Source organism: Sphingomonas sp. (assembly GCF_035317925.1).
In the GTDB taxonomy this organism is placed as follows: domain Bacteria; phylum Pseudomonadota; class Alphaproteobacteria; order Sphingomonadales; family Sphingomonadaceae; genus Sphingomonas_I.
Genome location: NZ_DATHFV010000177.1, coordinates 26,818 through 47,642 on the forward strand (window position 1 = coordinate 26,818; position 20,825 = coordinate 47,642).

The 20,825-nt window shown below is 64.7% G+C and carries 12 protein-coding genes; 3 read left to right on the forward strand and 9 right to left on the reverse strand.

The window, feature by feature from the left end; translation table 11 throughout:
- The 3 genes from VK533_RS13320 to VK533_RS13330 all read right to left on the reverse strand — a co-directional run bounded on the left by VK533_RS13320 (nt 1) and on the right by VK533_RS13330 (nt 4,314).
- Nucleotides 1–393: a GFA family protein gene (locus VK533_RS13320; RefSeq protein ID WP_324378426.1), complete on the reverse strand. Its 393-nt coding sequence runs from the start codon at nt 391–393 to the stop codon at nt 1–3.
- 271 nt (nt 394–664) lie between these two features.
- Entirely contained in the window at nt 665–1,912 is a 1,248-nt protein-coding gene (locus tag VK533_RS13325; protein ID WP_324378428.1) for an MFS transporter, read from the reverse strand.
- 53 nt (nt 1,913–1,965) lie between these two features.
- On the reverse strand, nt 1,966–4,314 hold the full coding sequence (locus tag VK533_RS13330; RefSeq protein ID WP_324378430.1) for a TonB-dependent receptor: 2,349 nt from the start codon (nt 4,312–4,314) through the stop codon (nt 1,966–1,968).
- A gap of 118 nt (nt 4,315–4,432) precedes the next feature.
- Here VK533_RS13330 and VK533_RS13335 point away from each other — a divergent pair, with 118 nt between their 5' ends.
- Together VK533_RS13335 and VK533_RS13340 are read left to right on the forward strand one after the other, a co-directional pair.
- Entirely contained in the window at nt 4,433–5,068 is a 636-nt protein-coding gene (locus tag VK533_RS13335) for a TetR/AcrR family transcriptional regulator (RefSeq protein WP_324378432.1), read from the forward strand.
- A complete protein-coding gene (locus VK533_RS13340) occupies nt 5,065–5,934 on the forward strand; it encodes an alpha/beta hydrolase (protein ID WP_324378434.1) in 870 nt (289 codons plus the stop codon). Before VK533_RS13335 ends, VK533_RS13340 begins: the two co-directional genes overlap by 4 nt.
- 1 nt (nt 5,935) lies before the next feature.
- Here VK533_RS13340 and VK533_RS13345 read toward each other — a convergent pair whose 3' ends face one another.
- From VK533_RS13345 to VK533_RS13360, 4 genes are all read right to left on the reverse strand, one after another.
- A complete protein-coding gene (locus VK533_RS13345) occupies nt 5,936–8,002 on the reverse strand; it encodes a response regulator (RefSeq protein WP_324378436.1) in 2,067 nt (688 codons plus the stop codon).
- Nucleotides 8,003–8,005: 3 nt separating this feature from the next.
- Nucleotides 8,006–13,651 carry a HAMP domain-containing protein gene (locus VK533_RS13350; protein WP_324378438.1) on the reverse strand — a complete coding sequence of 1,882 codons (5,646 nt, stop codon included), beginning with the start codon at nt 13,649–13,651 and terminating at the stop codon, nt 8,006–8,008.
- Nucleotides 13,652–13,882: 231 nt separating this feature from the next.
- Nucleotides 13,883–14,590, reverse strand: coding sequence for a glutathione S-transferase N-terminal domain-containing protein (locus tag VK533_RS13355; protein WP_324378440.1), 708 nt, complete (start codon nt 14,588–14,590; stop codon nt 13,883–13,885).
- 209 nt (nt 14,591–14,799) lie between these two features.
- Entirely contained in the window at nt 14,800–15,558 is a 759-nt protein-coding gene (locus tag VK533_RS13360) for a sulfite exporter TauE/SafE family protein (RefSeq protein ID WP_324378442.1), read from the reverse strand.
- Nucleotides 15,559–16,071: 513 nt separating this feature from the next.
- On the opposite strand from VK533_RS13360, the gene VK533_RS13365 reads away from it, so the two are divergent.
- Complete coding sequence (locus VK533_RS13365) at nt 16,072–17,574, forward strand: tryptophan halogenase family protein (protein ID WP_324378444.1); 1,503 nt, start codon at nt 16,072–16,074, stop codon at nt 17,572–17,574.
- 13 nt (nt 17,575–17,587) lie between these two features.
- Here the strand turns inward: VK533_RS13365 and VK533_RS13370 are convergent, their stop codons facing one another.
- Together VK533_RS13370 and VK533_RS13375 are read right to left on the reverse strand one after the other, a co-directional pair.
- The gene (locus VK533_RS13370) at nt 17,588–18,388 is read right to left on the reverse strand and encodes a potassium channel family protein (protein WP_324378446.1); all 801 of its coding nucleotides are present in this window, start codon (nt 18,386–18,388) and stop codon (nt 17,588–17,590) included.
- Between the two features lie 706 nt (nt 18,389–19,094).
- Nucleotides 19,095–20,825: phosphoenolpyruvate carboxykinase (GTP) (locus VK533_RS13375; protein ID WP_324378448.1), on the reverse strand; the 1,731-nt coding region annotated here is incomplete at its 5' end.

Genomic DNA, 20,825 nt, shown 5'->3' on the forward strand with positions numbered 1-20,825 from the left:
TCAATCCTCGAAGCGGCTCGTGGGGTCGCGATCGTGGTCGTAGCGCCGTGTCAGCGGGAACGGCGGCAACCAGGATTCGCGCCGGACGACCCAGCTTTCGTAGGTCGGCATTAGCTGGTCGGGGGCATCGAGCGAGCCCAGATGCACCTCGATTTCGTCCGCGGTGCGGGCGAAAACGGACGAGCCGCAATGGGGGCAGAAATGGCGTCCGGCATAGTCGCGGGTCTCGCCCTCGATCGTGACAGCGTCCCGCGGGAAGATCGCGGACGCGGAAAACAGTGCGCCATGATGCTTGCGGCAGTCGAGGCAATGACACAGGCCAACCCGGTAAGGGCGTCCCGACGCCACGATGCGGACGTCGCCGCACAGGCAATTGCCCGTGACCTGGTCCATGCTGTGTATCCTTCAGAACAAGCTGTCGGGAGGTTTATAACGAACCCCGGCGAGCGTCCATGAAGCGGCGGTCGGGGCCAGGAGGTGCGTCACCCTGAACTCGTTTCAGGGTCCACCGTGTCACAGGCGCTGCAATGCGGATGATGGGTGGATTCTGAAACAAGTTCAGCATGACGAAGAAGGAAAATTGTCATCGCGAGCCGGAATCTAGACCGTCATTGATGTCCGCTTTCCACCAATAGCGGCCGTTTGTTTGATAGCGCGCGCCGACCTACTCCACCCAATCCTTCGCCAGCCTGGGTGCGGCCACCAGCATCAGCAGCCCTGCGACCACATAGCAGACCAAGGCAGCGAGCATGCCCATGCGCAGCGCCTCGTCGCCGAACGCCGGCTTGAGCAGGTCGGACAGCTTGCCGATCGTGAGCGCGCCCAGGCCGAGGCCGATCAGGTTGTTGATCAGCAGGAAGCTGGCGGACGCGGTCGCGCGGAGCGGGGCGGGGACGAGGTGCTGGACCGCGGTCAGCACGGGCGCGAGCCACATGTAACAGAGCGCCTGCGGGATCAGGAACAAGGCGAACGCGAGCGCGGCGCTGTGGCTGAGGATGCCCGCCGCGAACAACGGCACCGCGACCAGGAAAGCGATGCCGGGGATGCGGGCATAGCCGGTCTTGCCGGTGAGGCCCGCGCGATCGGCGGTCCAGCCGCCGAGCAATATGCCCGGTATGCCGCCGACCAGCAGCAGCAGGCCGTAGAAATGCGATGCGGACAGCAAGGTCATGCCGAACGAGCGCTGGAGCAAGGAGGGCAGCCAGAAAGCGAGGCCATAGCCGACCATCGAGCTGGCGGCGGCGCCGAACGCGAGCAGCCAGAAAGCGGGTTTGGCGGCGAGGATGCCGAAGACCTGGGCGACCGGAATCTGCCGCTCGGCGGCGGTGCCGGTTCGTTCGGGCTCGCGCACGGTCAGCGCGAAGATCGGCATGAAGATCACGCCGGCGAGGCCGACCACGAGGAAGGCGGTGCGCCAGTCGACCGCGGCGGCGACCGCGCCGCCGAACAAGACGCCGAGACCCGCGCCGAGCGGGATGCCGAGCGAGTAAACGGCGAGCGCACGGGCGCGCTGCGACGATGGGAAGATATCCGAGATCAGCGCGTAGGAGGGCGCGACCCCGCCCGCTTCGCCGACGCCGACCCCGAGCCGGCAGAGGAAGAGCTGGCCAAAACCTGTGGTGAGCCCGCACAGAGCGGTGAAGCCGCTCCACACCAACAGCGAAGCGCTGATCACCCAGCTCCGCTTCGTGCGGTCGGCGATCCAGGCGAAGGGGATGGCGAGGATCGAATAGAGGGCCGCAAAGGCGAGCCCGCCGAGCATGCCCAATTGGGTGTCGCTCAGGTGGAACTCGGTTTTGATCGGGGTGGCGAGGATCGCCATCACCAGCCGGTCGAGGAAGTTGAACGTGTAGACGATCAGCAGCATCGCCAGCACGAGGGCGCGCGATGCGGTGGTGCTGTAGCGCGGCATGGACACTCCCCCGGAAAAGAAACGGCCGGGCGTTTCCACCCGGCCGCCATAGCTTAGAACTTCGCGGTGAAAGTCGCGAGGATTTGACGAGGGTTGCCGTAGAAGGCGGTGGCGATGCCTTCCTTGCCCAGGGTCGGCACATATTTGCCGGTCGGGCTCAGGATCGGGACGCCGGCGATGGTCGAGCTGATATATTGGTAGCCGGCGGTCTTGTAGCGCTTGTCGGTGATGTTCTTGGCGTGGACCCCGAACGAATATCTGCTCTCGTGGAAGCTGTAGACCAGGTTCGCGTCGAGCAACGTATAGCCCTTCTGGTCGAGGAACGGGCTCGCCGTCTCGAACTGGTGGGTCAGGCTACGGTACGACAAGACCGTCGATCCGTTGAGGATGCCCGATCCCATCGGCAGCGCCGCGCCCAGCGTGCCGCTGGTCGTCCAGTGCGGCGTGTTCTGGAACACGCGGACATTGGAAACATCGACGCCGGTCGGCCCGATGAAGGTCTTGTACTTCGGGTTGATGTAACCGAGCGTGGTGTTGAAGTACGCGTTGGAGCCGGCGCCCGCGAAGCCGCGCGCGAGGATCGCGTTGGCCTCGACCTCGCTGCCCCAGATGCGCGCCTTGGCGGCGTTGGTGGTGATGCCGCAGAAGCTCTGCACGCCGCCGATCACGCAGCCGACCGAGCCTGGAACCTGGACGTCGCTATAGTCGGAATAGAAACCGTCGGCGGCGAAGGTCAGGCGGTGGTCGAACAAGGCGCCCTTCCAGCCGATCTCGTAGCTCTTCACCGTCTCCGGCTTGAACAGCAGGTAATTGTAGATTTCCTGATAGCTGCGCACGCCGTTGCCGTCGGTGTCGGGCGCGGACGCACCCGATCCGCGCGGATCGAAGCCGCCGCCCTTGAAGCCGACCGAATAGGACGCATAGATCATCTGGTCGGGCGTGATCTTGAAGCTGAGCGACGCGCGCGGTGTGAACTTCTTGAAGTGGGCGGATCCGTCGAAATTGGTGGACGGCGCCCCGAACGGAACCGGCGTGCCGCCGAATTCCGAGGTCAGGCCGATATAATTGGCCTTGAAGATGTGGCTGTTGCGATCATCCCATGTGTAGCGGCCGCCGAGCGACAGGCTCAGCTGATCGGTGAAGTCGTAGGTGAAGTCGCCATAGAAGGAGTTGGTGTTGGTCTTCACATCGCCCGCCGTATAGGCGTCGAGATTGGCGAGCGTCGTCGACAGGATCACGCCGAAGCCGGTCGATGCGTCCGCCGCCAGATGGTAGAAGCCGACGATGCCGTTCAACTTGTCGCTCTTGTAGAGGAGCTGGAATTCCTGGCTGGTCTGGTTGTTCTTGTAGACCGCGGGCACATCGACATCGGCCGCCGGCAGCGAGTCGAAATCGATCGGGGTGTAGGATGTGTCCGAACGGTACGCGCTGATGCTGCGGAAGGTGATGTGATCGGTGATGTCGGCGCTGACCGACATCGAAAGGCCGCCGCCCTTCACGCTTTCCTTCGGATTGTTGAGCCCGGCCTGCGTGTCGTAGACATTGTCGAGCACGGGCGCGCCCGACAACAGCCCCGGGATCAGGCGATGGCCGTTGCGCGGATTGGACTGATCATCGGTGTAGTCGCCGGTGATGCGCACGAACAGGCGGTTGTCGGGGGATTCGAATTCGAGCGTGCCGCGTCCGGCCCACACATCCTTGTTGTAATTGTCGATGTGGAGGTTGGTATTCTCGCCGAAGCCGTCATGGCTGAGCCGCGCGCCCGAGACGCCGAGCTTGAAGCCGCTGGTGCCGAGCGGGGCCGACAGGCTGACGACGCCGTCGATCTCGTTATAGGAACCGTAGGTGCCCTTCAGATTGAGTTCGAGATGGTCAGGCAGCCGCTTGGTGACATATTTGACCGCGCCGCCGATCGTGTTGCGGCCGTAGAGCGTGCCCTGCGGGCCGCGCAGCACTTCGATCCGGTCGACATTGTAGACGTCGAGCACGGCGGCCTGCGGGCGGTTGAGATAGACGTCGTCGAGATAGACGCCGACGCCGGCTTCGAAGCCCGGCACCGGATCCTGCTGGCCGACGCCGCGGATGAAGGCGGCGAGGGTGGAGTTGGTGCCGCGCGCATCCTTGAGCGTGGTGTTGGGCGTGGTCGTCTGGATGTCGGTCAGGTCGATCGCACCCTGCGCCTCCAGCTTCTGCGCGGTGAAGGCGGTGACCGCGATCGGAACCTTGAGCAGAGTCTCCTCACGCCGCCGCGCGGTGACGACCACTTCCTGGCCGGTCGGATCGGCCGCCGCCGTCTGGTTGCTGGTGGTGGCGCTGGTCTGCGCCTGCGCCGGCGTCGCCAGCGCGCCGAGGCTTGCCCCGCCGATCAAAAGCGCGCGAATCGAGATAGCCGAAAACCGCATAATCCCCTCTCCTTCGAGCGCTTGAGCCTGACGCTTGCGCTTCGTGTCGGAGCCGTCATAATGAAACATGAACCGGGTTTCAAATTAGAAATCACCGGAGAGAGGTTGCTGGCGGGAAATGACTGAAATTCAGAAGGATACGCGCCCGCCCGCCGCGTCCGGCGACAAGACGCCCAAGACCGCGCGCGGCCGCAAGACGTTGCGCCTGCTGCTCGACGCGGCGGCGGACGAGTTTGGCGAGAAGGGGTTTCACGACGCTTCGATCAGCCAGATCACGCAGCGCGCGGGCGTCGCGATCGGCAGTTTCTATACCTATTTCGACAGCAAGGAGGAGGTGTTTACCGCGCTGGTCCGCGACCTTTCCACCCAAGTGCGCGATTTCGTCGCGCCGCGCATCACCGCGCAGGCGAACCAGCTCGAGGCCGAGCGCGAGGGCCAGCAGGCGTTCCTCGAGTTCGCGCGGCACCACAAGGAAATCTACCGGATCATCGACGAGGCGGAATTCGTCGATCCGGCGATCTATCGCGAACATTATACGAGCACGGCGCGGCGCATCGCGGCGCGGCTCGATGCCGCCGAGGCGCGCGGCGAGATCAGCCCGGGCCCGTCCGAAATCCGTGCCTGGGCCTTGATGGGGATGAACGTCTTTCTCGGCCTGCGCTTCGGCGTGTGGGACGACGATTACACGACCGAAGAGGTGGCGCGCGCCGGCGGCGACCTGATCGCGCGAGGCATGGGGCCGCGCGAGCCGTGAGCCAAGCCGACAATGGGTGGCGGGATTTCCACTGGGCGTCGGCCGAGGGGCTGACGCTCCATGCGCGCGATTATCCGGCCGCTGCGGGCGAGGGGCGCTTGCCGGTCGTCTGCCTGCATGGCCTCACGCGCAATGCGCGCGACTTCGATGCGCTGGCCCCCTGGATCGCGGCACGGGGGCGGCGCGTGCTGGCGGCCGATGTGCGCGGTCGCGGCCTGTCGGATCGCGATCCGGCGGCATCCTATTGGCTGCCGACCTATGCCGACGACGTTCGTCGCATGGCCGAAGCGCTCGGCATCGAACAGGCGATCTTTATCGGCACGTCGATGGGCGGGCTGATCATGATGGAATTGGCGGCGACCACGCCGACGCTGATCGCGGGCGCGGTCATCAACGATGTCGGCCCGGTGCTGGCGGCGGAAGGGCTGGCGCGGATCGGCACCTATGTCGGCAATGCGCCGGCGTTCGACAGCTGGGACGCGGCGGCGACCTATCTTGAGCGGCAGAACGAGACTGCATTGCCGCATTATCGCGCCGAGGACTGGGGCCGCATGGCGCGGCGCATGTTCCGCGACGCGGACGGCCGGGTCGCAGCCGATTACGATCCGGCGATCGCCGCCGCGTTCGGCACGGGGCCGCTGCCGGCCGATCCGTGGGAGCGCTGGCATGGGCTGGCGAGTGGGCGGCCGTTATTGTTGCTGCGCGGCGGCCTGTCCGATCTGCTCGCCGCCGGCGACGCGACGCGGATGATCACCGAGCATGCGGGCGCGCGGCTGCGCGAGGTGCCCAATGTCGGCCACGCGCCGATGCTGGACGAGCCCGAGGCGCTTGCCGCGATCGGGCAGTTTCTCGACGAGGTGCCCTGAGCTATTCGGCCGCGATCGCGACCGAGCGGCGCCCCATCGCGGTGGCGATCGCGGCGCCGAATTGCTCCGCGCCGAACGGCTTGAGCAGGATGTGCACGTCGGACGGCCGCCCGGAAATGGAGGCGGCCTCGGCATAGCCGGTGATCAGGACGGCGGGGATGTCCTGGCAGATTTCGCGCGCCTGGCGGATGCCCTCCGCGCCCGAGATGAGCGGCATCGCATAGTCGCTGATGATCAGATCGAACCGGCCTGGGGCGGCGCGCAGCAGATCGAGCATCTTGTGCCCGTCCGCCGCCTCGACCACGTCGTGACCCATATCCTCGAGCAACGCCGCGGTGGTGACGCGCGCGCCGGCATGATCGTCGACCAGCAGGATGCGCAGCGCACCGCGCGCGGGCGCGACGATCGGTTCGACACCGGGCTTTTCCCGCGCCGTATTGGCCTCGCCGAGCGCGCGCGGCAGCCAGATCTCGACCTTGGTGCCGGTGCCGACCTCGCTCTCGATCCGCAACGTGCCGCCCGATTGCTGCGCGAACCCATAGACCATCGACAGGCCAAGGCCTGTGCCCTTGCCGATCTCTTTGGTGGTGAAGAACGGCTCGAGCACCTGGTTGACCAGTTCGGGCGGGATGCCCGCGCCATCGTCCTGGACGGTGAGCAGAACATAGTCGCCCGCCGCGAGCCCGACCTGGCTGTGCGCGGACAAAGTCCGGTTCGCGCCGACCACGGTGACCGTGCCGCCGGCGGGCATGGCGTCGCGGGCGTTGATGATCAGGTTGATCAAAGCGAGTTCGAGCTGCGACGCGTCGGCATAAGCCGGCCACAGATCGTCCGCGAATTTCCAGTCGAGCCGGACCAGGCCGCCGAGCGTGTGGCTGAGCAGATCGCCGACCGATTCCCCCAGCAGGTGGATCGGCAGATGCGCGGGTTCGAGCGTCTGGCGCCGCGCGAAGGAGAGCAGGCGGCTGACCAGTTCGGTGCCCTGTTCGGCGGCATGCTTGGTCATCTCGACGATGCGGCGCTGATCGTCGCTCATTTTCACCCGCCGCTCGATCATGCCGATCCCGCCGAGCACGGCGGCGAGCAGATTGTTGAAATCGTGCGCGATCCCGCCGGTAAGCTTGCCGATCGCGTCCATCTTGAGACTATGGGTGAGCTGCGCCTCCAGCGCCTTGCGTTCGGTCACATCGAGGATCGTGCCCGCGAATTCGGTTGCCGCGCCGCGTTCGTCGCGCAGCAGAACGGCCTGATCGAGGAAATTCTTCCAGCTGCCGTCGGCGCATTGCCAGCGATATTCGAAGGCGCCCGCCCGCGCGCTGCGGCGGCTGGCGATGCCGGCGAGCGCGCGATCCCGGTCTTCGGGATGGAGCCGTTCTTCCCACAGATTGGGGTTGGCGCGCACCGCGTCGAAATCGAAGCCGGTCAGCGCCTGGAAATTGCCCGCGACGAACCGCGGCACGCGGGGGCTTGAGTCCTTGTCCTCCAGATAGAGCACGATCGGCAGCGATTGCAGGATCGCCGCCTGGCGCTGTTCGGCGAGGCGCAATTCCTGTTCGACACGCAGCTTGTCGGCATTGGCGCGGATCGTGGCGTCGAGCAGCCTCTGTTCGTGCGCGGCGTTGCGCTGGATTTCGCGGCGCATGAGAAACAGATCGACGAACACCGCGACCTTGGATTTGAGCACGACCGAGTCGACCGGCTTGAACACATAATCGACCGCGCCCATCGCATAGCCGCGCAGCAGATGTTCGCTCTCCTTGTTGACCGCGGAGAGGAAGACGATCGGGATGCGCTTGGTCTGCTCGCGGCTGCGGATCATCTGGGCGGTTTCGTAGCCGTCCATGCCGGGCATGTAGACGTCGAGCAGGATGACCGCGAACTCGCCCTTCAACAGCTGGCGGAGCGCCTCCTCGCCCGAATTGGCGATGACCACGTCGGCGACATCGTCGAGCACGGTCTTGACCGCGAGCAGGTTGCGCTCGTCATCGTCGACCAAAAGAATGCGCGCGCGTTCGGCCGCCAGGCCGGGCGGACGCATATCGCTATTGGCGGTCGGGCCGCGTGCCATGACCTACTCCGCCGCCGCCTCGGCAAAGTCGGGGATCGCCGGTTTCTCGTCGCGCGACCGGCCGATCCAGACGCGCAACAGCGCCAGCATCAGCTCGATATCGACCGGCTTGGCGATATAATCGGATGCGCCCGCATCGAGGCATTTCTGGCGGTCGCCCTTCATCGCCTTGGCGGTCACCGCAACCAACGGCACGCCCGCGATCGCGGGTTCGGCACGGATCTGCTGCATCGTTTCGTAGCCATCCATTTCGGGCATCATGATGTCGATCAGCGCAACGTTTATGTCGGGCGTATTCTCCAGGATGGTAATGCCGTCGCGGCCGCGCTCGGCATGGAGCACCTCGACGCCATAGGTTTCGAGCACACTCGTCAGCGAGTAGATGTTGCGGATATCGTCGTCGACGATCAGCACCTTGGCGCCGCGCAGCTCATCCGCGACCGGCGCGCGCGGCGTGGCGCGCGCGGCATTGTCGTTGATCGGCGCGCGACCGCGCCGCGTCGCATACGCCAGGCGGGGCGCCAGTTCCTCGAGCCCGCCGACGATCGCGATGTCGCGCCCGCCGCCCATTTCGGTCGCCTGCGCGGCGAGGCCGGCGGCATCGCCGTCCTGGCTCAGCACCAGGATCGGCGGGGTCACGTCGCGTGCGTCCAGTTTGGCGAGTTCGGCCGCCGCCTTGGCGCTGTCGGCGAAAGCGAGCAGCACGACATCGAACCGATCGAACGCCTTGCGGTGCCTGGCGAAGCTGCCCGCATCCTCGACCTGGACGCCGGTATCGCGCAGCGCTTCGGCGGCGGCGCGGCGCGGGGCTGCGTCGCCGACGATCAGCACATGCCGGTCTGTGCGGTTGATCTGCGCCATCAGCGTCTCGAACACCGCCAGCAATTCTTCCTGCGCGGCCGGTTTGGTGGTGACCCCGAACGCGCCGATATCCACCGCCTTTTCGGCCTCGTCCGCGCCTGAGATGACGTGGATCGGCACGTGGCCGGTCTGCGGATCGTGCTTGAGCAGATCGAGCAGCACGAAGCCGTCGATATCGGACAGGCCCAGATCGAGCGTGATCGCGTTAGGCTGGAGCTTGCGCGCCATCGCCAGCGTGCCCGCGCCCGCGGTCGAGACGACGCCCTTCAATCCTGCATCGTGCGCCAGGTCGAGCAGGATCGACGCGAAGGTCGGGTCGTCCTCGACGATCAGCACGAACGGATCGTCGCCGAGCGCATCGCGATCGTCGAATATCTCGATGTTGGTCGGCAGCGCCGAGGCGACGATCGCGCCGCTATTCTCATAGCGCGGCTGCGTCCCCGTAACCGGCGTGGTCGCCGGCACGCTCGCCTGGAGCGGGATGAACAACGTGAAGGTCGAGCCCTCGCCCGGCTTCGAGCGCACCTGCAATTCGCCGCCGAGCAGGCGCGCGATCTCGCGGCTGATCGAGAGGCCGAGACCGGTGCCGCCATATTTGCGGCTGGTGGTGCCGTCGGCCTGCTGGAACGCCTCGAAGATAAGCTTCTGCTTGTCCTCGGGGATGCCGATGCCGGTATCGGTCACGCTGATCCGGATCGCCTGATCGGCGGTCTTGAGCACGGGGTGGTTGGTGCTCCATCCGCCCATCGCGCTGGTGACGTTGAGCGTGACGCTGCCCTGGGCGGTGAACTTGAACGCGTTGGAGAGCAGGTTGAGCACGACCTGCTGGAGGCGCTTCTCGTCGGTGCGGATCGACGAGGGCAAAGCGCGGTCGAACGCGACCTTGAAGTCGAGGCCCTTGTCGGCGGCGAGCTGGCGGAAGGTGCGTTCCATATGCTGGCCGAGGCCTGCCATCGGCATGTCGCCGATCTCGATCGAGACGGTGCCCGATTCGATTTTCGACAGATCGAGGATGTCGTTGATCAGGCTGAGCAGATCGGATCCGGCCGAGTGGATCGTGCGCGCGAATTCGGTCTGCTTCTCGTTGAGATTGCCCTGCGGATTATCCGCCAGCAGCTTCGACAGCAGCAGCAATGAGTTCAACGGCGTGCGCAGTTCGTGGCTCATATTGGCCAGGAATTCGGATTTGTATTTCGACGTGAGCGACAGCTGCTCGGCCTTCTCCTCGACCGCGCGGCGCGCCATGTCGATCTCGAAATTCTTGGCTTCGACCTGCTTCTTCTCATTTTCGAGCAGCTGGGCTTTCTCCTGCAATTCCTCGTTGGTGTTGTGCAGCTCTTCCTGCTTGGTGGTGAGCTCGGTCTGGCGCGCCTGCAGCTCCTGCGTCAGCAATTGCGACTGCGACAGCAGGCCTTCGGTGCGCATCGTCGCGGCGATCGTGTTGAGCACGATGCCGACCGATTCCATCAGCTGGTCGAGGAAGGTCTGGTGGGTTTCGTTGAACTCGCTGAACGAGGCCAGCTCGATCACCGCCTTGACGTCGTCCTCGAACAAGGCCGGCATGATCACGACGTTGGCGGGCTTGGCGTGGCCGAGGCCCGAACCGATCTTGATGAATTCGTTCGGCACGTCCTTGAGCAGCATCGCGCGGCGATCGGCGGCGCACTGGCCGACGAGGCCTTCGCGCAACTTGAAGCTGTTCTTGAGTTCCTCGCGCGTCTCGGCGCCGTAGCTGGCGACGAGATCGAGGATGGTCTCGCTCTCCTCGCGGCGGGTGACGTAGAACACGCCATATTGTGCGCCGACGAGCGGGGCGAGCTCGGACATGATCAGATTGGACACGGTCGCGAGATCGCGTTCGCCCTGCAGCATGCGGCTGAAGCGGGCGAGGTTGGTCTTGAGCCAATCCTGCTCGGAATTCTTGAGCGTCTGATCCTTCAAATTGCGGATCATCTCGTTGATGTTGTCTTTGAGCGCCGCCATTTCGCCCGAGGCGGCGACCGCGATCGAGCGGGTAAGGTCGCCCTTGGTGACGGCGGTCGCCACGTCGGCGATCGAGCGCACCTGATCGGTCAGGTTGGCGGCGAGCTGGTTCACGTTGTCGGTCAGGTCGCGCCACAGGCCGGCGGCACCCGGCACGCGCGCCTGACCGCCGAGCCGGCCCTCGATACCCACTTCGCGCGCCATGTTGGTGACCTGATCGGCGAAGGTGGCGAGCGTTTCGATCATGAAGTTGATCGTCTCGGCGAGCGCGGCGATTTCGCCCTTGGCGTCCACCGTCAGCTTCCGCTTGAGGTTGCCCTGCGCCACCGCGGTCACGACGTCGGCGATGCCGCGCACCTGGTTGGTGAGGTTGGTCGCCATCAGGTTGACGTTGTCGGTGAGATCCTTCCACGTACCGCCCACGCCGGGCACCTGCGCCTGACCGCCGAGCTTGCCCTCGGTGCCGACCTCGCGCGCGACGCGGGTCACTTCCGAGGCGAAGCCGTTGAGCTGATCGACCATGACGTTGATCGTGTTCTTGAGCTCGAGGATTTCGCCCTTCACATCGACCGTGATCTTCTTCGACAAATCGCCGCGCGCCACGGCGGTGGTCACGTCGGCGATGTTGCGGACCTGGCCGGTGAGGTTGTCGGCCATCAGATTGACGTTGTCGGTGAGGTCCTTCCACGTGCCGGCGACACCGCGCACATGCGCCTGGCCGCCGAGTTTGCCCTCGGTGCCGACCTCGCGCGCGACGCGGGTCACTTCGGATGCGAAGGAATTGAGCTGATCGACCATCGTGTTGATCGTGTTCTTGAGTTCGAGGATTTCGCCCTTCACGTCGACGGTGATTTTCTTGGACAGGTCGCCGAGCGCGACGGCGGTGGTCACCTCGGCGATATTGCGGACCTGGCCGGTGAGGTTCGCGGCCATGGCGTTGACGTTGTCGGTGAGATCCTTCCACGTCCCGCCCACGCCCGGCACCTGCGCCTGGCCGCCGAGCTTGCCTTCCGAACCCACTTCGCGCGCCACGCGCGTCACTTCCGAGGCGAAGCCGTTGAGCTGATCGACCATGGTGTTGATCGTGTTCTTGAGCTCGAGGATTTCACCCTTCACGTCGACGGTGATCTTCTTGGAAAGATCGCCCAGCGCGACGGCGGTGGTCACTTCGGCGATGTTGCGGACCTGGCCGGTGAGGTTGGCGGCCATCGCGTTCACATTGTCGGTCAGATCCTTCCACGTGCCGCCCACGCCGGGCACCTGCGCCTGTCCGCCAAGCTTGCCGTCCGAACCCACTTCGCGCGCCACGCGTGTCACTTCCGACGCGAAGCCGTTGAGCTGATCGACCATGACGTTGATCGTGTTCTTGAGTTCGAGGATTTCGCCCTTCACGTCGACCGTGATCTTCTTCGACAAGTCGCCGCGCGCCACGGCGGTGGTCACGTCGGCGATGTTGCGGACCTGACCGGTCAGATTGTCGGCCATCAGATTCACGTTGTCGGTCAAATCGGCCCAGGTGCCCGCGACGCCCGGCACCTGTGCCTGGCCGCCCAATTTGCCCTCGGTACCGACCTCGCGCGCGACGCGGGTCACTTCCGATGCGAAGCCGTTGAGCTGATCGACCATGGTGTTGATCGTGTTCTTGAGCTCGAGGATTTCGCCCTTCACGTCGACCGTGATCTTCTTGGACAAGTCGCCGCGCGCGACGGCGGTGGTCACCTCGGCGATGTTGCGGACCTGGCCGGTCAGATTGGCGGCCATCAGGTTGACGTTGTCGGTGAGGTCCTTCCACGTGCCGCCGACGCCCGGCACCTGCGCCTGGCCGCCGAGCTTGCCGTCGGTACCGACCTCGCGCGCGACGCGGGTCACTTCGGAGGCGAAGCCGTTGAGCTGGTCGACCATGACGTTGATCGTGTTCTTGAGTTCGAGGATTTCGCCTTTCACGTCGACGGTGATCTTCTTGGACAAATCGCCCGAGGCGACGGCGGTGGTCACTTCGGCGATGTTGCGGACCTGGCCGGTCAGATTGTCGGCCATCAGATTGACGTTGTCGGTCAGATCCTTCCACGTGCCGGCGACGCCTTCGACGCGCGCCTGGCCGCCCAATTTGCCCTCGGTGCCGACCTCGCGCGCGACGCGGGTCACTTCCGAGGCGAACGAATTGAGCTGATCGACCATGACGTTGATCGTGTTCTTGAGCTCGAGGATTTCGCCCTTCACGTCGACCGTGATCTTCTTCGACAAGTCGCCGCGCGCCACGGCGGTGGTCACGTCGGCGATGTTGCGGACCTGGCTGGTGAGGTTGGTCGCCATCGCGTTGACGTTGTCGGTCAGGTCCTTCCACGTGCCGGCGACGCCCTTCACGTTCGCCTGGCCGCCCAATTTGCCCTCGGTGCCGACTTCGCGCGCGACGCGCGTCACCTCGCTGGCGAAGCCGTTGAGCTGATCGACCATCGTGTTCACGACCTTGCCGATGCGCAGGAATTCGCCGCGCAGCGGGCGCCCGTCGATCTCCACCGTCATGCTTTGGGTAAGGTCGCCCTTGGCGACCGCGCCGATCACGCGCGCGACCTCGGTGGTCGGCTGCACCATGTCCTCGATCAGTTCGTTGACGGAACGAATCGCGCTTTCCCAGCCGCCGGTGGCGGATTTGACGCGGCCGCGCTGGGTGATCTTGCCTTCCTTGCCGACCACCATCGACAGGCGTTCGAATTCCTGCGTCATCTCCTCATTGATCGCGACAACCTCGTTGAAGAGGGTCGCGATCTCGGGGTCCACGCCTGGCGCATCTTCCTGCAAACGCACGGAAAAGTCGCCTCTGCGCAGTGCGCGGAGAGCGGCGATAAGTTGACGGCGATCGATCTGGTCGACGGAGGAATGGGCATTCACGCGCAAAAGCTCCTTAAAGCCTTCTTGCGCCCGTCAGCGTCCGGGCGGCCCCCCGCCCCGGAGTAAAGAAGCACAGCGAAGCGCTTTGCTCAAGAGGAGCCGCCCAAAAACGGGGTTAACGGTGGCAGCCCTGCCACGGTCGCCGTGTCAGGCCGGACGCGCCGGAATGTTGACGCCGCGCTGCACCGCCGGCCGCGCGAGGCAGCGTTCGAGCCAGGCGGGCACGTTCTTGAGCTGATCGTAATGGACGATCTCGGCCGCGCCGTAGAAGCCAATCAGATTGCGGACCCAGCCCATCAGGGCGATGTCGGCGATCGTATAGTCGTCGTCCATGATCCAAATGCGGCCTTCGAGCCGCGTCTCCAGCACGCCGAGCAGGCGCTGCGATTCCTTCGCGTAGCGTTCGAGCGGCCGCTTGTCCTCGATCTCGCGGCCCGCGAATTTGTGGAAGAAGCCGAGCTGGCCGAACATCGGCCCGACGCCGCCCATCTGGAAATAGACCCATTGCAGCGTCTGGTAACGTCGCGCCGGATCGGCTGGCAGGAACTGGCCGCTTTTCTCCGCGAGATATTGCAGGATCGCGCCGGATTCGAACAGGCCAAGCGGTTCGCCGCCGGGGCCATTGGGATCGATGATCGCGGGGATCTTGCCGTTGGGGTTGAGCGACAGGAATTCGGGCGTCCAGCTTTCATTCTTGCCGATGTCGACCAGGTGCGGTTCGTAGGCGAGGCCGGTTTCCTCCAGCATGATCGACACCTTCACGCCGTTGGGCGTCGGCAGCGAATAAAGCTGGATGCGGTCGGGATGCTCGGCGGGCCAGCGGTGCGTGATCGGGAATGCGGACAGATCGGCCATGGGAGCTCCCAGCTTTGGTGCAGTCTTGCAAAGCTAGGGTCGCGCCGACCCGATTTACAGGGCGTCAGAGTCTTTATGAGAAAGCCGGTTCCGGCCCGCTCCCCCACCCAACCTCCCGACATGGTCATGCTGGATCGGGAGGTTGGGTGGGGGAGCGGGCCGGAACCGGCTGCCAGAAAGCGCTCTTTCGCGCTTTCTCAAACGGACTCTCAGGCCAATCCGTCGTAAATCAGTTTGAGCCCGACCAGCAGCATCAGCCAGTAGATCAGCCCGTAGAAGCGATCGGCATCGACGCGCCGCACCAGCCATACGCCCGCGAGCGTCGAGGCGAAGGCGAGCGGCATCAGCACCGCGCTGGCGATCAGGTGCGCGCGGGTGAACTGGCCGAGCGCGAGATAAGCGGGCACCTTGATCCAGTTGACCGCGGCGAAGAAGATCGCGGTCGTGCCGACCAGCACGTCGCGCGGCAGGCGGCGGGGCAGGACGTAGATCTGGAAGGGCGGCTGGCCGGCATGCGCGATCTGGCTGGTCACGCCGGAGACGATCCCCATCAGGAAGCCGAACCAGCGCGGCGGATCGGCCGGCGCGGGCACGCGGCCGCCGCGCTGGAGCCACAGGCTGCGCAGCGCGAACAGGATCGAGATCAGGCCGAGCAAAATCTGCATGCCGGCTTCGGGCAGGCGCGCGGCGAAGCCATAAGCGAGCGCGATCCCGATGACGGCGCCGGGCAGCATCAGGGCGAGGATGCGGCCGTCCCAGCTTTTGCGGAACGCCCAGACACCGACGACGTCCTGCACGATCAGGATCGGCAGGACGATCGCGGCGGCCTGAACCGGCCCGACCACCAAAGCGAGCAAGGGTGTGCCGAGCGCGCCGACGCCGGCGAAACCGCCTTTGCTGATGCCGAGCAGAATGACCGCGATCGCACCGATGGCGAGGAACCAGGGATCCGAAATCAAGGGCGGCATCGCGCCGACTAATGGCGGATCGATCCGGTCTCCGCCAGCCGCGCGTCTTTTGGGTAGTGGGTTAGTGTGAAATCGGAGGTGATCTAGCGTCTGCCACTAGAATTTTATACGGTCGTATCATGACGACCTACCTAAACGGCATGAGAATACCGGACGGGTATACAATATGCCCGCACTGTCGAGGCGCGACGCGATGTAAGTGCGGTACCTGCGGTTCCAGCGTTCCGGATGGATCACTGTATGCGCAACAGCGTAACAAATGGGTCGAAGGGAAATGCACCACGTGCGCTGGTTTAGCTTACGTAAGGCATCCCGACTAACTTTGCCTCTGATATTTCCCGCGCTTTTTCTGGCTTCCTCAGTCGCCCCTACGATAGCGACCAGATCAGCCATTCCCCAAAGCTTAGCCCCGAATTCAGACTGAGCCCACTACCGTCTTTTGCTTCCCATTGCCCGCCGCCCGGCTAAGCTGGCCTCGACAAGGATTCAGAAAAGACGGGAGCGGGCAGGGGAATGGCGAAGAATTCGCGCAACCAGGTGGTCAAGCGCGTAGTGGTCGCGGGCGGCGGCACGGCGGGCTGGGTTACGGCCACGGCGCTGGTTCGCCATCTCGGTCCGCTGATCGACATCACGCTTGTGGAATCGGACGAGATTTCGACGGTCGGCGTCGGCGAATCCACCGTGCCGACCTTCCGCAGCTTCCACAATTTCATGGGCATCGACGAGCGCAAGTTCATGGCGGCGACGCTCGGCACGATCAAGCTGGGCATCGAATTCCGCGATTGGGCGCGGATCGGCGACCGCTACATCCACCCCTTCGGCCTGCTCGGCAAACCCGTGAGCTGGATGGCGGATTTCCACCATTTCTGGCTGCACGCGCGCGCCAAGGGTTTTGGCGGCGATCTCGGCGAATATTGCCTCGAATGGGTCGCGGGCGAGGCCAATCGCTTCTCGCACCAGATCGAGCCGGGCATCGGCTATGCCTATCATCTGGATGCGGCGCGCTACGTAAAGTTCCTGCGCGGGCTGGCCGAACCCGCCGGCGTCAAGCGCGTGGAAGGCAAGATTCAATCGGTCGAGCGCAATGCCGAGAGCGGCAACATCGATTCCATCACGCTCGAATCGGGCGCGCGGATCGAGGGCGATCTGTTCGTCGACTGCACCGGTTTCCGGTCGCTGTTGCTGGGGCAGGCATTGGAGGTCGGTTTCGACGACTGGAGCCAGTGGGTCAGCACCAACAGCGCGATCGCGGTGCAATCGATCTCGCCCCATCCGCCGCAGCCTTACACGACCTGCTTCGCGCACAAGGCGGGCTGGCGCTGGCGCATCCCGCTGCAGGGACGCGAGGGCAACGGCATCGTCTTCGACAGCAATCACATGTCGGACGACGAGGCGCGCGCCAAATTGCTGGCGGACATCGACGGCGAGCCGACGATCGAGCCGTGGCTGCTGCGCTTCAAGACCGGCATGCGCAACAAGACGTGGGTCAAGAATTGCGTCGCTTTGGGCCTCGCCAACGGCTTCATCGAGCCCTTGGAATCGACCAGCATCCACCTGATGATGACGGCGGTCACGCGGCTGATCCAGGATTTCCCCTTCTACGGCTGCCACGATGCGCTGGTGAACCGTTTCAACGACAAGTCGCGGCAGGAATTCGAGCATATCCGCGACTTCATCATCTTCCATTATCATCAGAACGAGCGCGACGATTCCGAGTTCTGGAAGGGCAAACGGGCGATGGATATCCCCGACAGCCTCAAGGAACGGATCGACATCTGGCGCGAGGATGCGCGCGCGTACCAGATGCCGCACGAACTGTTCCGGGTGGATAGCTGGGCGATGGTGCTGCCCGGCCAGCGTGTCATGCCGGAGGGCTATCACCGGCTGGCGGCGATGATGCCGCACGACGAATTGCGCCAGACGCTCGCCACGATGCGCAAGGACATCGCCGACAGGGTGGCGAAGCTGCCGACGCATGCCGAATTCCTGAAGAGCTATTGCCCGGCAACGCCCTGAGCGGGCCGTCCGTCTAGGCCTCCGACCGGCCCTTGCGGACGATCGCCCGCACCGCCAAACACAGGATCAGCAATCCCCATAAAGGCTCGATCGCGACCGCGAGGCGCGCGGTGCGCGTCAGCGGAATCACGTCGCCGAAAACCGTGGTCGTGATCGTCATGATGCTGAACAGGATCATGCGCAGGCCATAGCCGCTCAGCAGCTTGGGCTCTCCGGCAGCGCCGGCCGTGTAATTGTGGAAATAATCCTCTTCGTCGGAGTCGAGCCCCACATAATAAGGGGTCAAGGTGCAACCCGGGGCATCGTGGAAAAGCACGTCCAGCAAGGCGGGATCGGGCGGCGGGCCGGCGTCGGGCGTGACTGTGACCGGATGGCAGAATCCGCCCTTCTCGGGCATGCCGCTGGTGGCAAGATCCAGCGTCAGCGTCTGCGGAGGCTTGCCCGCGCCCGGATTGCCCTTGGTGATGAGGAACAGGCGGACGGACCGCGTGCTCGCCACCTGCTCGACGCGGGCGAGCGCGACGTCGGCCATGTTGAAATCGACGTAGTTGGACAGGCTCCAGGTCTGCGCCGACTGGCTCATCTTGTCGGTCAGGAATTGCCGGAACGCTTTGGTGTCCTGCGACGTGCGCGGTTCGCGGCCGATGAAGGGCGCGTAGAAATTGTTCGACGGCAGCGCGCAATAGAAGGCCGCGAAGGCGAGGATCGAAAGGAGATACCAGACGAGATAGGTCGCGGTCCGCTGACGCGCGAAGCACCGTGCCCAACCGGTGATGGCGCCGCCTGTGCGCCGTACAAACTTGCCCCCGATCATATCCGCCCCCGGCCTGCTTCAGGTCAGTATAGCGGATATGCGGAGTGTTGCATGCCGATTTGCGTGTGACCTGCTGGCCGGTGCCTGCGCGCTTTCCGTCAAAGCCGTATTAGTCGGGAAAAGAGGATGCGAATCTCGGATCCCCCGAAATCCGCCACCGCCTGGCGACTATCCCGTGAACCCCAACATGGGATCGTGTCACCAAGCCCGAGCGCACATGGGCGCGCGTCAGGATGGTTGATTTGTCGAGTGCGCTTAAAGCTTTCGCCGCGTTCCTGCGGGAACTTTGGGCATGTCCGCATGGCTATTTGAATTGCCGGCCTGGCCGCGACGAATGCCAGCGATGTCGCAAGGATCGCGTCGAGGGGCCGCCGTTTTGATCGATGGCCTGCCGTGGATCGAATGTGACTAGGTTCTTCGAACCTCGGCATCCTGTCCAGATCGACAAGAAAACCAGGATCCATGATGGTCGTGCAGGCAGTCGCGAGCGAACCGGGGCTACGATTACGCGGTGAACCACGACTCCATCGCCAATCACATTCGCAATCTCCGTAGAGGGTACTAGGTCTTATGTTTCGGGAGCCGCACGTTGCGGCTCCCACCTTGCGTTATCTGGCGCTAGTCCCGCCGATGGCTGCGGCACAGCCTGCGCAGCTTTGCTGTTACGATAGCGGAAGAGCACGGGCGAGGGCCCGGCAAAGACCGTTTATCCCGTCGCTTCGGCGGCCGCTCCCAATCGTGCTTCCAGCGCTTCCTGCTTGCGCCAGAGCGCGGGCGGCAGGCGATCGCCAAACGTCCGGAGATAGGATCGGCTGAGCCGTGCCTCCTCTCGCCACACGTCGCGATCCACCTCGAGCAGCAGATCTTTCTGCTCGACGCTGAGCGTGAGGCCCGAAAGATCGAGCGCGCCCTCTGCCGGCAGCAGGCCGATCGGCGTTTCCCGTGCATCGGCTGCACCTTCGATCCGCTCCACGATCCACTTGAGCACGCGCGCATTCTCGCCGAAGCCGGGCCAGGCGAACTTGCCGTCCGGCCCCTTACGGAACCAGTTGACCAGATAGAGGCGCGGCAGGCGGCTCGCATCGGATTGGGCGGCTGCGCCGATGCGCAGCCAATGGTCGAAATAATCAGCCATATTATACCCGCAGAAGGGCAGCATCGCGAACGGATCGCGGCGCAGCTCGCCCAGCTTGTTCTCGGCCGCCGCCGTGCCTTCCGACGCGATGTTCGCCGCCAGATAGACGCCATGCTGCCAATCGAACGCCTCGGTCACGAGCGGCACCGCCGACGCGCGCCGGCCGCCGAACAGGATGGCGGAGATCGGCACGCCTTCGGGTGAATCCCATTCGGGCGCGATCGCGGGGCATTGCCCGGCCGGAACGGTGAAGCGCGCATTGGGATGCGCGGCGGGTTTGCCCGAGGACGGCGACCAGCGCTGGCCCTGCCAGTCGGTCAGGCCGGCGGGCGGGGTGTCGGTCAGGCCTTCCCACCACACGTCATCCTCTTCGGTCAGCGCGGTGTTGGTGAAGATGCAATTGCCAGTCAGCGTCTCGACCGCGTTGCGGTTGGTGGCAGGCCCAGTGCCCGGCGCCACGCCGAAGAAACCCGCTTCGGGATTGATCGCATAGAGGCGCCCGTCCTTGCCGAAGCGCATCCAGGCAATGTCGTCGCCGATCGTCTCGGCCTTCCAGCCGGGGATGGTCGGCTCCAGCATCGCCATGTTGGTCTTGCCGCAGGCGCTGGGGAAAGCGGCGGCGATATAATGGACCTGACCCTCGGGCGAAGTCAGCTTGAGGATGAGCATATGCTCGGCGAGCCAGCCCTCGTCGCGCGCCATCACCGACGCGATCCTGAGTGCGAAGCATTTCTTGCCGAGCAAGGCGTTGCCGCCATAGCCCGAACCATAAGACCAGATTTCGCGCGTCTCGGGATAATGGACGATCCACTTCTCTTCGTTGCACGGCCACGGCACGTCCTTGATGCGGTCGATCAGCGGCATGCCGACCGTATGGACGCAGCGCACGAAGAAGCCGTCATCGCCCAGCATGTCGAGCGCAGCCTGGCCCATGCGCGTCATGATCTTCATCGACAGGACGACGTAGGCGCTGTCGGTGATCTCGACCCCGATCGCGCTCTTGTCCGATCCGAGCGGCCCCATGCAGTAGGGGACGACATACATTGTCCGCCCGCGCATCGCGCCCTTGAACAAAGGATCGAGCCGCGCACGCATCTCGGGCGGCGCGCACCAATTGTTGGTCGGGCCGGCATCGTCCTCGCGTTCGGAACAGATGAAGGTGCGGCTCTCGACGCGCGCGACATCGCGCGGATCGGAGCGCGCGTAGAAGCTGTTGGGGCGCGTCACCGGATCGAGCCGGGTAAGCGTGCCGGCGGCGACCAATTGATCCGTCAGTTCATTGCATTCGGCGTCGGAGCCGTC